The sequence below is a fragment of the Pedobacter sp. ISL-64 genome (assembly GCF_018613605.1).
Taxonomy (GTDB): domain Bacteria; phylum Bacteroidota; class Bacteroidia; order Sphingobacteriales; family Sphingobacteriaceae; genus Pedobacter.
On record NZ_JAGGPU010000028.1, the window covers coordinates 19,219 to 32,280 of the forward strand.

Sequence of the window (13,062 nt, forward strand, 5' to 3'; positions counted from 1 at the left end):
TACCATATAAGACATATTAGAAACATATAAGTTTAAATTTAAATGGTTTTACATTTTTATCCAACCAATGCTTAAAAAGCAAAAAAGCGCTCCTGAACTTAATCAGAAACGCTTTTATTTTATCCTCCCAAGACTTACACCTCAGAAATCAGACTCAAGACTATTATTTCTTATCGTCTTCTTTTACTTCTTCAAAATCAACATCGGTAACGTTATCGCCACCACCTTGAGGCTGACCATCAGCTTGTGCTTGTTCGCCACCCTGAGGTTGCTCACCGGCTTTGTACATTTCCTCAGATGCTGCGTTCCATGCATTTTGCAATTCAGCTTGTGCTGCATCAATATCTGCAAAGTTACGAGAACCGTGCGCTGCTTTTAATTTCTCTAAACCAGCTTCGATCGGTGCTTTTTTATCAGCAGATAATTTATCACCAAACTCTTTTAATTGTTTCTCAGTTGAGAAGATTAAAGCATCAGCGCCATTGATTTTATCAGCTTCTTCTTTCTGCTTAGCATCGTCTGCTGCATTAGCTTCAGCTTCTTCTTTCATTTTTTTGATCTCAGCGTCAGTTAAACCTGAAGATGCTTCGATACGGATTTTTTGCTCTTTGCCGGTAGCTTTATCTTTAGCACTAACGTGTAAGATACCGTTGGCATCAATATCAAACGATACTTCTACCTGAGGCACACCACGAGGTGCTGGTGGGATACCATCTAAAATGAAACGGCCAATTGTACGGTTCTGAGCAGCCATTGGACGCTCTCCTTGTAAAATGTGGATCTCTACCGAAGGTTGGTTATCAGCTGCGGTTGAGAAAGTTTCCGATTTTTTAGTTGGGATAGTTGTGTTAGACTCGATTAATTTTGTCATTACACCACCCATCGTTTCGATACCTAATGATAAAGGTGTAACGTCTAATAACAATACATCTTTAACATCACCAGTTAACACACCACCTTGAATAGCAGCACCGATTGCCACAACCTCATCAGGGTTAACACCTTTACTTGGCTCTTTACCAAAGAAAGCTTTAACCGCTTCCTGAATAGCAGGGATACGTGTAGAACCACCTACCAAGATAATTTCGTCGATATCGCTTGTGCTTAAACCAGCATTTTTCAAAGCAGATTTACAAGGATCGATAGTACGTTTGATCAAACTATCAGCTAATTGCTCAAATTTAGCACGGGTTAAGGTACGTACTAAGTGTTTAGGGCCGCTGGCATCAGCAGTAATGTATGGTAAGTTAATTTCAGTAGAAGTTGTGCTCGATAACTCAATTTTAGCTTTCTCAGCAGCTTCTTTTAAACGTTGTAAAGCCATTGGGTCTTTAGCTAAATCCATGCTGTTTTCAGCTTTGAACTCGTCAGTTAACCAATCGATAATAATGTGGTCAAAGTCATCACCACCTAAGTGAGTATCACCATCAGTAGATTTTACTTCGAAAACACCATCACCTAATTCTAAAACAGAAACATCATGTGTACCACCGCCACAGTCAAACACAACAATTTTCATGTCTTTGTGTGCTTTATCTAAACCATAAGCTAAAGCAGCTGCAGTTGGTTCGTTAATGATACGTTTTACTGTTAAACCTGCAATTTCGCCAGCTTCTTTGGTAGCCTGACGTTGTGCATCGTTAAAATAAGCTGGTACAGTAATTACCGCTTCAGTTACTTCCTGACCCAGGAAATCTTCAGCAGTTTTTTTCATTTTCTGTAAAATCATTGCAGAAATCTCTTGTGGAGTATATTTTCTGTCGTCGATTTCAACACGTGGTGTATTGTTATCACCTTTAACTACTTTATATGGTACACGCCCAGCTTCTTTCGCACTTTCGTCGTAGCTGTTACCCATAAAGCGTTTAATCGAATATATCGTTTTTGTTGGGTTGGTTATAGCCTGACGTTTAGCAGGCTCGCCAACCTTACGCTCACCGTTTTCTGCAAAAGCAACAATAGACGGTGTAGTACGTTTACCCTCACTGTTTGCGATAACTACAGGCTCGTTGCCCTCCATTACGCTCACGCAAGAGTTTGTTGTTCCTAAGTCTATTCCAATAATTTTTCCCATTGTATTTGTATTTTCTCTTTTTAAAGTATTATAATTTCTACTCCTATTAAACAATGCTTGTGCCAATTGGGTTTTGGCAGATAATACTGGTAAAAGACTGATAAAATGTAAAAAAAGAGACTATAGTTTACTGACAGCATGACAGAATAAGCTGAAAGACAAATTCCTTAAAATGATTTAAAAATGAAAGTCAGCAGTACTTCGGAGGCAGCAGCCCGTCCTAAAGGGACTCCTTTGGAGCTAATCGCTTTAATCGTTTCACTCGTGCCCGCTATTATCGGGTTTATTGAACAGCATTTTTTGCGCTTCGGTGATAAAACACAAGCAGAAATAATGAGTGATCATCTAAATGCCCTCAAAGTTTTATATCTTTAAATTACAATCAATCGGTGCAATCATTTAATCTGTATAATCCAATCTATAATGCAATTAGCAGCACAAATCGTAATCGGCTTAGTGGCCTTCATCCACATCTATATCCTTTGGTTAGAAATGTTCGCCTGGACCACCAAGGCACCGAAAGTATTTAAAACCATCCCAAAAGATTTATTTGTGCCAACAAAAACACTGGCAGCAAACCAGGGATTATACAATGGCTTTTTAGCAGCAGGTTTAATTTGGTCGTTATGCATAACCGATCATCACTGGAAATTTTATGTGGCCATATTCTTTTTAACCTGTGTCATTATCGCTGGTATTTATGGCGCTGCAACGGCCAGTAAAAAAATTCTTTACGTACAGTCGATTCCAGCTTTAATAGCACTGATTTTATTGCATCTGTAAGTTCCATTCTATTGGTTGGTGTCGCACCAACCTACATAGTAAGTTCCTAGCGCCATCAACATAATATGCATAAGCTATCCGCTCTTCTTATCTTGTTTACGTTGTTCGGCTTTAAACCCAGGGCTAATCACTACGTAAGTGCAGACAGAATTAAGGAAGCATTGGCCTTCTGCCAGAAAAATAAGATGGATACTTCAATCGCCATTATGATTGATATGAGTATCCATTCTGGTAAAAACAGAATTTTTGTTTACGATTTTAAGCAAAAAGAAATCACCATCGAAGGTCTTTGTGCCCATGGTGTTGGTGGCGGCAGTACGCCAACCAAACTGGTTTTCAGCAACAAAGAAGGCAGTTATTGCACCTCTTTAGGCAAATACAAAGTTAAAGGCCGCTCATACAGCAATTGGGGGATTAATGTACATTATAAAATGTACGGTTTAGAAAAAACGAATAGTAATGCTTTTAAACGGATTGTGGTTTTACATTCCTACACGCCAGTTCCCAACCAGGAAATTTACCCCCAAACTTTATTCGGACAAAGTGCTGGCTGCCCCGTTTTGTCAGACGGTACCATGCGAAAGATTGATGCGTTGCTCAAAACCAAGAAAAAAACCGTGTTGCTTTGGATATATGTTTGACTTGCCGTCATCTTGAGGGATAATTTATTGTATAAAAATCAATAAATGACGCATATCCTTTTTTTGCCCAGAGGCTCATTCTTGCCTCGGCTCACCGCCGCTGAAAGGCTCTTTCTTTTTGGCATCAAAAAGACCAGCATAGCTAGCTTGAATGCCGTTGAAAACCTAAAGACCCATGAAAAAACAAAAAATTCCGGCTGAAAATTTATTCATTTGTATTCTAGTTTTCAGCTGCATTCATGAGGGCTTCGCCGTTTTCTTTAGAGGTTAGTGGTGTGGGTGGGGGCAGTGCGGCCCGAAAAATTTGTTAGGCCGGATTTAAGTAGAACGGGGATATGGTGCTACGGCCTAATTGGGCGGAAATACAAAATCACATAAACCGCTCATATTTAAATAATTATAAAACAACATCACTGGTAATTTGTTTCAGGGTCTATTATCGTGAAGGATTCTGAAACAAGTTCAGAATGACGATTGCTCTTATAGCTTAACCTAGCATCATGATTTCAGCAATGGCTTTGCATTTCTTTGCGAAAAACTTAGCGTTCTTTGCGGTTAAATTACAGTTCCAACAGTCTTTCTAAATGATGATAGCCAATTCCAAAGTATTCCTTACTTGCTTTAATTTTCTGTAAAATATCTGCTTTCTTCTCTGTTCCATGCTCCTTGCCCTTTACCCCCACCACAAGCACATTTTTAGGTGTATGTGCATCCGAAATAAATTCGAAAACTTTGGTTTTATATCCGAAATATTCTAAGATCAAGGCACGGATTCCATCGGTAACCATTTCGGCCTGGCGTTCTAAAAAGATGCCATATTTAGTTAAAAACGAAACATCATTCTTCACTTTATGTTGCTCAATCTCTCTACGGATCTGTTTGTGGCAACAAGGTGCAACAACAATCAGTTCGGCATTGGCTTTAATCCCTTTAAAAATGGCATCGTCTGTAGCGGTATCGCAGGCATGTAATGCAATTAAGAGGTTTACATCCTCAGCATTATAATCTTCAATCGTTCCCTGAACAAAATTCAGTCTATCAAAATCAGATTTAACAGCAACCTGATTACATAAATCAACCATATCCTGACGATACTCCACGCCTATAACTTCAGTTTCGAGCTTTAAAACCGAATGCAGATAATCGTAGAGCGCAAAAGTTAAATAACCTTTACCTGAACCCATATCAGCTACCTTTTTAATGGTTCCTTCTGGCAGCTCTTTAATTAAAGAACTTAAAATTTCGATATAATGGTTAATCTGGCGGAATTTATCCTGCGCATTTTTGAAAACCTTTCCTTCTGCATCGGTGATTTTCAATTCCGTTAAATAAGACTTCGCCTCTGGTTTAATCAACCTGGCTTTTTCTTTATCGTGTTTGGCCGGCGGCGCTGCTGCACTTGATGCTTTGCTTTCCCTAAAAACAACCTTGCCATTGTTCAGTTCCTCCAAAATCAGATCCTTTTCGGTGGTAAACAAAGTACCGATTTTAAAACCTTTTTCAAGATAATCGGTAATCAAGCCTATTGCTTCATCAACTGCATAGTTTTTCACCACATCGCGGGTTTTATAGCGATAAGTAAAGGCCAGTTTATCTTCACGTTTAATCACCACCTTACGCACAAGAATCTGCTTTAATGCTTCCTCTTCACCTTTATAATTCCCTAATGATACCTTTACAAAAATTGCTGCATTTAGGCTTTCTTTTAAGGCTATCTTAAATTGTTTGATATATTCTGACACAGGCATCGATAATTTTAACACCAAAGATAATCAAGTTTATTAGGAGCAGAACACATCCATGATAATGTAACAATAGAGCGACTTTATAAAATTGATGGAAGATGTAAAATGTAATATGTACATGCATCTCCAACTCCAAAAACCGCTACGATTGCATTAAACAAATGAATGACGTAATACGATTTAGAAATACACCTGGGCAATATTATCTATATTGATTCCAAAGTAGCCGAACACTTTTATTTCAAAAAATTAAGTTTTAGATTAGAGTATATAAAACATCTAACCATAATCAATGAGCGACTTTCAGATAAAAAAATCGCCTACCGTTTATGATGCCATTATTGTTGGCTCAGGAGCTGGTGGTGGAATGGCGGCCTACGTTCTGGCGCATGCTGGTCAAAAGGTTTTAATGCTTGAGGCCGGTCAAAATTTCGATCCAAGATTAGATTCACATCAATTAAAATGGCCTTGGGAATCTCCCCGTCGTGGTGCAAGTACGACGCGTCCATTTGGAGATTTTGATGCTTCTTATGGAGGCTGGGAATTAGAAGGCGAGCCTTATACCCAGAAAAACAAAAGTGAATTTGAATGGTTCCGTTCGCGTATGCTCGGTGGCCGTACCAATCACTGGGGAAGAATTTCGCTACGGATGGGGCCGCAGGATTTTAAGCCTACTGATGGTTTAACCGACGATTGGCCGATTACCTATGCAGATGTGAAACCATTTTATGATAAAGTAGATCGCATGATCGGTATTTATGGAACAGCAGAAGGTTTAGAAAATGAACCAGATGGAATTTTCATGAAACCGCCTAAACCAAGATTAAATGAACTTTTCATCAAAAAAGGCGCAGAAAAAGCAGGGGTAAAAGTAATTACCGGCCGTGGATCTGTACTGACCGAAGCGCTACCAAATAATAGCGATCGTGCACCTTGTTTCTATTGCGGCCAATGTGGAAGAAGCTGTAAAGTGTATGGCGATTTTTCATCCTCATCATGTTTGGTAAACCCTGCAATAAAAACAGGAAACCTTACTGTAATTACCGATGCCATGGTACGCGAAGTCATCACTGATAAGGATGGGACGGCGAAAGGTGTTTCTTATGTAAACCGAAAAGACCTGCAAGAATATCAGGTAAATGGCAAACTGGTTATATTGGGTGCCAGTGCCTGCGAATCGGCCCGTATCTTATTAAATTCAAAATCATCATCACATCCAAGTGGTTTAGCCAACAGTAGTGGCGTGGTGGGAAAATACCTACACGATTCTACAGGCGCAAGCGTTTCAGGCTTTCTTCCACAGTTAATGGACAGAAAACGTTATAATGAAGATGGTGTTGGCAGTGTACACATCTATTCGCCCTGGTGGTTAGATAACCGGAAATTAAACTTCCCACGGGGTTATCATATCGAATATTGGGGCGGAATGGGTATGCCTGCATATGGCTTTGGAGGCGGTGTGGCACAAATGAACGGAATGGTACCAGGTAGAGATGGAAAAATGAAAGAAGCTGGAGGTTATGGAAAATCATTAAAAGATGATTACCGCCGTTTTTATGGAACAGGAGTAGGTATGGCTGGTCGTGGCACCGCAATTGCCAGAGAAAGCAACTACTGTGAGATTGATCCAGACACCGTGGATAAATATGGAATTCCTGTTTTAAGGTTTAACTACAAATGGGACAAAGATGAAATCCTGCAAGCAAAACACATGCAAGAAACTTTCCTTTCGATAATGAAAGAAATGGGTGCGGTGGTTACTTCCGAAATTCAGGGCGCAGATACCAATTATGGTTTACTGAACCCAGGAAAAATTATCCACGAAGTTGGAACCATCCGCATGGGCGATGATCCTAAAAAATCAGCCTTGAATAAATACTGCCAGGCACATGATTGTAAAAATTTATTTGTGGTAGATGCGGGTCCCTTTGTTCAACAAGGCGATAAAAATGCCACCTGGACTATCCTAGCACTATCCATGCGTACCGCTGAATATATTTTAGCTCAAAAGAAAAAACAAAATATTTAAAGAATTACCATATGAACAGACGTGATTCCATAAAAGCATTAGGTTTAACAGCCATAAGCACAACCGTGCTGCTCGATGCCTGTAAACAACCTGAAACAAAAACCGAAGTAGCCCCACCAGAAGAAACCGCAAAAGAGGCCGGAAGAGAACAGTGGGAAATAGACCGCGATAAAAACCTAAAAGCTGAAACCTTTTTCACTAAACATGAAATGGCTACCATTACAGTTCTTGCCGACATTATTATTCCTAAAGATGATGTATCGGGTAGTGCATCTGATGCTAAAGTGCCAGAATTTATCGAGTTTATTGTAAAAGATATTCCTGAACATAAAGTACCGATGCGTGGCGGCCTGAAATGGCTGGATGTATATAGCTTTAATAAATTCCAAAAATCATTTGTTGAGGCATCCGAGGATCAACAAATTTCAATTGTAGATGAAATTGCATATCCTAAAAAAGCCAGACCAGAAATGCAGGCGGGCGTAACTTTTTTCAATAGAATGAGAAACTTAACAGCATCAGGTTTTTACACTACAGAAATTGGTGTAAAAGATATTGGTTATGTTGGTAATGCACCAAACCAGTGGGCCGGCGTTCCAGCAGATGTGCTGAAACAGTATGGAATGGAGAATGTAAAGGTATAATTTCTAAAAAATCGTCATCTCGACTGGAGCTCAGTCCCGAACTTTCGGGAGAGAGATCTATAATAGATTTCTCGACTGCGTTGCACTCCGCTCGAAATGACGATATAATATTATTTGAACACTGCTTAGCTTCTGACGATGAAGGCCCTGAAACAAGTTCAGGGTGACGCCCAAAAAATATTACTCCACTATCAAAATCAAACCTTTTCCTTTTTCAACAGGGACCGATTTTCCATCAGGATAACTTCCCGAAGTTTGGAACTTATCAATTGCAGGAGCTGCTATTTTTACTTTACCGGCATCTAACCCCAGCTTGGCCCAATCGATAGTTAAATTAACCTTTATATCTCCTTCTGCCCAACTTGCCAATGAAATCATTGCTTTACCTTTTTGTTTGTAAACAGTTGCCAATACTTTAGGGTTATCCGTTTTAACCGGACAGTTTTCGCTCCAGTAACCAATCATTTCAGATCCTTTAATGCCGAAGTTATCCCAGGCTTTCCATAAAGGTTTTGGATCACTTTTGTCTGACCAACCTAAGCGGCTTGTCATGCCATAAATCATACCACGCCAAGGGTTTCCGTCATCTTGCAGCATCTCTCCCATTAAACCAAATGGAATTCCGCTTACTTCTGTTAAAAAGAAATCAGGATTGTTTTTTTGATAATCGAAATATTCGCCGAACCATAAACGGTTCAGATAAGGGAAATGTTCCAAATATAAAATGGCACTATTGTTAAAACCATCACTTTTGTTGTACTGATTGGCAGAGTGCAAGTCGATAATACCTGGGTGATTATTCTGTGTTAATACACGTTTAATCCGTTTCATGGTTACGCGATCAAAAGCCACATCATCCAGATACACACCGTCAATCCCCACATTGTTTACCAACCAGTTCATTCCTTCTACATAATAGTTGTGCCAGCGGTTCATTCCGCTATTAATTACAGCAGCATCTTTAATTTCGGGCACAAACCAGGCTGCAATATAATTAGAGTCTAAATGCTCCTGCAACCAGCTAAATCCTCCTCCTTTACCAGGAGAGTATACTTCAGTACCTAAACTTCTTAAAGCTGGCCACTCGTATGCATGGTTAGAAAGCTCACGAACCGTGTTGTAAATTTTAACTTTTAAACCTTTCGAGTGTGCATTACCGATATAATCTTTCATCTTTTTCCATTCGATAAATGGATAATTGATCCAAGGGTTAATTGGCGTAGCATGGTGAATGTTCACTACTGTTGCACCTTTAGCTTTGATCGTATCTAAATCACCATACTTATGATAGAAACGGTTATCCCATTGAAAATCGGTATTAAGTAAATGGAAAGGTGTAATCAATAAATTGAAATTATAATAAAGCACATCGCCTTTATTCATGCTTCTTGCGCCGGTAAAATTGTCGGCCAGCATCGAACTGCCTTTAACATTGATCTGGATGCCACCTTTATCGCCATTACCCCACGATTTAGGCAATAATAACGGCTTTTGAAGATAGAAATTGGTATTAAGCGGGCGAACATAGTTTTCATCTCTTAAGTTGTAATACAGGCCTGCATTTACGTTCCCGATCCAAACAGCATCCTGGTTTTTATTCGCTACATCCCATTTCCATTTTACGGTATCTGGTCTAACGCCACCTTTTTCACCTAAGCCCATCAAATATTTTGTAGAATTCTTATCAAAAGGGATATGAAAATCGACATTACTGAATTCGACATCTTTTAAAGCAGTTACTTTAACTACATAATGTACATAGCCATCAAACTCTAAAGCACCTTCTAAATCCATTTTCAGGTTTTCAGAAGTATTGGTGGCCTTCCATTTTACCGTTCCAGCTTCTTTATTGGTAATCTGGAAATTGCTTGGTACAAATTTCTCCTGCGTTTTTGGCGTATTGAAGAAGTGAAAGTGAATAGATTCTGCCAGGATATTATTAGGTTTTTCACTATAAGCCGTCATCTCTGCATTGAAGAACGTCTGAATTTGCTTAGGAAAACCATCGGCATTGATTTCGAACTTTCTACCTAAAAGCGAGATTACATTCCCATCAACTGTTAGTGGCGTATATGGTGCTACAACCGTATTCACTTGTGCCAAAGTAGAATTTAACCAGGTTAAGCGAGTCTGTTTATCTGGGGTTCCTACCCCAGCATCGGCCAAAACTTCGTTACCTACTGTAATTTTGGCATCGATTACTTTCGATTTCCCATTGGCTTTAACCGTAAATTTCCCAGCATAAATACCTGCAGCGGTATTTTTAGGAATGTTAACCGTAATCCACATCGGCTGAATTTTGCCAGAGGCTACATTTACAGTTTCAACCAAAGGTTTGTTATCATAACTTGTTCCATTTGTATTTAAGCAGTTAATATATTTTGAAGAAATTACTTTTCCGGCTGCATTTTTTAAATCGCCAAAGCTAACCAATACATTTTTCAGATCTTTCAGAGCAAATACGCCTAATTGAAAAGCATAGTTTTCACCTTTGCCAGCCGATCCTGTAAAAGTATTTGCAGCGCCTTTTTGCACCCAGCGATAAGGTAAATCGTTCTGCATTTTGATTGGAAACATTCTGTCCTCTGGAAAGACGACAAAAGCTTCTGAAGCATATTTGGCCTTTACTGCCGCCGTTTCTTTGCCAGTGGCAATTACTTCCATTGGATAAAAAGAGTTGAAAGCATCAATAGATTGGATCTCTACAACAGATGTATTCACTTTAACCTGTTTTGCCGCCGTTAACCATGCCTGGTCAGCCTGTTTGGGCTTTAAATAAACTCCTTTCGGATAATTACTTCTTCCCTCATTTTTATAAGCGAGGTAGTAAACATAATATTTTCCCGCTCTAGGTGCTTCAAAATAAATATCAGCACTTTCTCTTGCCAATTTACCTGTACCAACAACCGAAACAGTTTTACCACTGGCATCTTGTACGATGATCCCTTTTAATTCTGGGTGTTCATCCCTCCGGCGCCAATCGATTTTAGCATGGGCAATTTGGCCTGTACCAGCAAACTGCACCTCAACTCTATGATTACCTAACGAATCAGGGTTCCAGGCATTGTTACCATTGGTGTATTTTAGTGTTTGTGCATAAAGAGATAACTGTCCGAAAAGACAGAGTAATAGAAAAAGCCTAAATTTCATTTCAAATTTGTTTTCGGCTAATTTATAGATACCTAGCTAAAATAAAGCTATGTAATGAAAAAATGAGACAAACGTTTGATTTATTTGGTTCAATAGTTCATTGGTCAATAGTTCATTAGTGACTATCATGTGCCTAATGGAGTTATGCCATAGATTCATAGTGGTGTCAGATGTTGCCATCTGACACATAGAAGAAATTCTTAAGATCTAATTTATTTTTAACAAACCGTCAGATGGTAACATCTGACGCCACAGAATAACATCTGACAGTACAAGATGGCACAAAAAAAGTCCTGCTCTTTCGAACAGGACTCTTTTAATCTTAAGGTGAATAAAATTATTCTCCTTTTGGTTCTTCAGTAGCAGGAGCTTCTTCAGCAGGAGCAACTTCTTCGGCAACTTCAGCTTTCGCTTCAGCAGCTTTAGGTGCAGCAGTAGCTTTACTTCTACCACGACGAGTTGTTTTCTTCTCTTCTTTAGCTTCTACGTCTTTACCGTAAACTGTATTGTAATCTACCAATTCAATTAAAGCCATTTCAGCGTTATCACCCAAACGGTTGTTTAATTTAATGATACGAGTGTAACCACCTGGACGGGTTGCAACTTTCTCAGCAATTTCGCGGAATAAGATTGTTACTACTTCTTTATCTTGTAAATAAGCAAATACTGTACGACGTGAGTGAGTAGTATCATTTTTTGATTTAGTGATAATTGGCTCAACATAAGTACGTAAAGCTTTAGCTTTAGCTAAAGTAGTTGTAATTCTTTTGTGCAAAATAAGTGATGAAGCCATGTTAGCTAACATCGCCTTTCTGTGGCTTGCGGTTCTACCTAAGTGGTTTACTTTTTTACCGTGTCTCATTGTTTTTTAATTGAGTGTATACCGTCTCTTTGCAGTTAAGCTGAGGGAATTATACACTGTGAAAAATTATTTATTTTAGTTGAGACTTTAGAAAGGAAGACTTACGACTCCAGACTAAAGACTCAGGACTAATCTTATTCTTCGTCTAATTTAAATTTAGACAGGTTCATACCGAAAGATAAACCTTTTGATTTTACTAATTCTTGAATCTCTGTTAAAGATTTTTTACCGAAGTTTCTGAATTTTAACATATCAGCAACATCGTAAGAAACCAAATCAGCTAAAGTACGGATATCAGCAGCTTTTAAGCAGTTTAATGCTCTAACTGAAAGATCCATGTCTACCAATTCAGTTTTAAGGATTTTACGCATATGTAAAATTTCCTCATCAACTTCTTTAGTTTCTTCTTTAGCTTGAGATTCTAATACCAAATTCTCATCAGAGAATAACATAAAGTGTTGGATAAGGATCTTAGCCGCTTCTTTTAATGCTTCTTCAGGATGAATTGAACCGTCAGTAGAAATATCTAAAACCAATTTTTCATAATCCGTTTTTTGCTCAACACGAAAGTTTTCGATCGTGTATTTTACATTTTTCATTGGAGTATAAATCGAATCGATTGCGATTACACCTACAACAGCATCAGCAACTTTATTTTCTTCAGCAGGTACATAACCACGTCCTTTATTGATGGTTAATTCCACTTCCAAAGTAACAGATTTATCCATGTTGCAAATAACGTGCTCAGGGTTTAAAACTGTAAAGTTGTTAGAGAATTTAGTGATATCACCAGCTTTAAACTGATCTTGACCATTAACGATGATGAAAACTTTTTCAGAATCACCTGAATCACCAGTTTTCTTAAAACGAACTTGTTTTAAGTTTAAGATGATATCAGTTAAATCTTCTACAACACCTTTCATGGTAGAAAACTCATGAGAAACGCCTGAAAAACGAATAGTAGTAATAGCATAACCTTCTAATGAAGAAAGTAATATTCTTCTTAAGGCATTACCAATTGTTACACCGAAACCGGGCTCTAAAGGACGAAATTCAAATGTGCCATCGAAATCAGTTGATTTCTGCATGATCACTTTGTCTGGTTTCTGAAATGCTAAAATTGCCATTTATAAT

The 13,062-nt window shown here is 38.6% G+C and carries 10 protein-coding genes; 5 read left to right on the forward strand and 5 right to left on the reverse strand.

Features of this window, described 5'->3' with window-relative positions; translation table 11 throughout:
• Positions 1-163: 163 nt before the first annotated feature.
• Positions 164-2,074 carry a molecular chaperone DnaK gene (dnaK, locus tag J7E57_RS25275; RefSeq protein ID WP_215124785.1) on the reverse strand — a complete coding sequence of 637 codons (1,911 nt, stop codon included), beginning with the start codon at positions 2,072-2,074 and terminating at the stop codon, positions 164-166.
• Positions 2,075-2,257: 183 nt separating this feature from the next.
• Between dnaK and J7E57_RS25280 the strand changes: the two genes are divergently transcribed.
• The 3 genes from J7E57_RS25280 (at position 2,258) to J7E57_RS25290 (ending at position 3,498) form a co-directional block, all read left to right on the forward strand.
• Positions 2,258-2,449 (forward strand): hypothetical protein, encoded by a 192-nt coding sequence (locus tag J7E57_RS25280; RefSeq protein ID WP_215124786.1) that lies wholly within the window; start codon positions 2,258-2,260, stop codon positions 2,447-2,449.
• Positions 2,450-2,497: 48 nt separating this feature from the next.
• Positions 2,498-2,857 (forward strand): DUF1304 domain-containing protein, encoded by a 360-nt coding sequence (locus J7E57_RS25285; protein WP_057932144.1) that lies wholly within the window; start codon positions 2,498-2,500, stop codon positions 2,855-2,857.
• Between the two features lie 65 nt (positions 2,858-2,922).
• Complete coding sequence (locus J7E57_RS25290) at positions 2,923-3,498, forward strand: murein L,D-transpeptidase catalytic domain family protein (RefSeq protein ID WP_262897862.1); 576 nt, start codon at positions 2,923-2,925, stop codon at positions 3,496-3,498.
• A gap of 560 nt (positions 3,499-4,058) precedes the next feature.
• On the opposite strand, the gene J7E57_RS25295 is transcribed toward J7E57_RS25290, so the two are convergent.
• Entirely contained in the window at positions 4,059-5,246 is a 1,188-nt protein-coding gene (locus tag J7E57_RS25295; protein ID WP_215124788.1) for a class I SAM-dependent methyltransferase, read from the reverse strand.
• 289 nt (positions 5,247-5,535) lie between these two features.
• Here J7E57_RS25295 and J7E57_RS25300 point away from each other — a divergent pair, with 289 nt between their 5' ends.
• Both J7E57_RS25300 and J7E57_RS25305 read left to right on the forward strand, forming a co-directional pair.
• Positions 5,536-7,272, forward strand: coding sequence for a GMC family oxidoreductase (locus J7E57_RS25300; RefSeq protein ID WP_215124789.1), 1,737 nt, complete (start codon positions 5,536-5,538; stop codon positions 7,270-7,272).
• An 11-nt stretch (positions 7,273-7,283) separates the two neighbouring features.
• A complete protein-coding gene (locus tag J7E57_RS25305; protein ID WP_215124790.1) occupies positions 7,284-7,916 on the forward strand; it encodes a gluconate 2-dehydrogenase subunit 3 family protein in 633 nt (210 codons plus the stop codon).
• Positions 7,917-8,096: 180 nt separating this feature from the next.
• On the opposite strand, the gene J7E57_RS25310 is transcribed toward J7E57_RS25305, so the two are convergent.
• The 3 genes from J7E57_RS25310 to J7E57_RS25320 all read right to left on the reverse strand — a co-directional run bounded on the left by J7E57_RS25310 (position 8,097) and on the right by J7E57_RS25320 (position 13,055).
• Entirely contained in the window at positions 8,097-11,066 is a 2,970-nt protein-coding gene (locus J7E57_RS25310) for a glycoside hydrolase domain-containing protein (RefSeq protein ID WP_215124791.1), read from the reverse strand.
• Between the two features lie 337 nt (positions 11,067-11,403).
• The gene (gene rplQ, locus J7E57_RS25315) at positions 11,404-11,928 is read right to left on the reverse strand and encodes a 50S ribosomal protein L17 (protein ID WP_215124792.1); all 525 of its coding nucleotides are present in this window, start codon (positions 11,926-11,928) and stop codon (positions 11,404-11,406) included.
• A 134-nt stretch (positions 11,929-12,062) separates the two neighbouring features.
• The gene (locus J7E57_RS25320; protein ID WP_025145205.1) at positions 12,063-13,055 is read right to left on the reverse strand and encodes a DNA-directed RNA polymerase subunit alpha; all 993 of its coding nucleotides are present in this window, start codon (positions 13,053-13,055) and stop codon (positions 12,063-12,065) included.
• Between the last annotated feature and the right edge of the window lie 7 nt (positions 13,056-13,062).

What these genes read in the sequence shown, in the direction of transcription:
- dnaK (WP_215124785.1), bottom strand. Translation starts at nt 2,074, where the DNA reads ATGGGAAAAATTATTGGAATAGACTTAGGAACAACAAACTCTTGCGTG.
- J7E57_RS25280 (WP_215124786.1), top strand. Translation starts at nt 2,258, where the DNA reads ATGAAAGTCAGCAGTACTTCGGAGGCAGCAGCCCGTCCTAAAGGGACT.
- J7E57_RS25285 (WP_057932144.1), top strand. Translation starts at nt 2,498, where the DNA reads ATGCAATTAGCAGCACAAATCGTAATCGGCTTAGTGGCCTTCATCCAC.
- J7E57_RS25290 (WP_262897862.1), top strand. Translation starts at nt 2,923, where the DNA reads ATGCATAAGCTATCCGCTCTTCTTATCTTGTTTACGTTGTTCGGCTTT.
- J7E57_RS25295 (WP_215124788.1), bottom strand. Translation starts at nt 5,246, where the DNA reads ATGCCTGTGTCAGAATATATCAAACAATTTAAGATAGCCTTAAAAGAA.
- J7E57_RS25300 (WP_215124789.1), top strand. Translation starts at nt 5,536, where the DNA reads ATGAGCGACTTTCAGATAAAAAAATCGCCTACCGTTTATGATGCCATT.
- J7E57_RS25305 (WP_215124790.1), top strand. Translation starts at nt 7,284, where the DNA reads ATGAACAGACGTGATTCCATAAAAGCATTAGGTTTAACAGCCATAAGC.
- J7E57_RS25310 (WP_215124791.1), bottom strand. Translation starts at nt 11,066, where the DNA reads ATGAAATTTAGGCTTTTTCTATTACTCTGTCTTTTCGGACAGTTATCT.
- rplQ (WP_215124792.1), bottom strand. Translation starts at nt 11,928, where the DNA reads ATGAGACACGGTAAAAAAGTAAACCACTTAGGTAGAACCGCAAGCCAC.
- J7E57_RS25320 (WP_025145205.1), bottom strand. Translation starts at nt 13,055, where the DNA reads ATGGCAATTTTAGCATTTCAGAAACCAGACAAAGTGATCATGCAGAAA.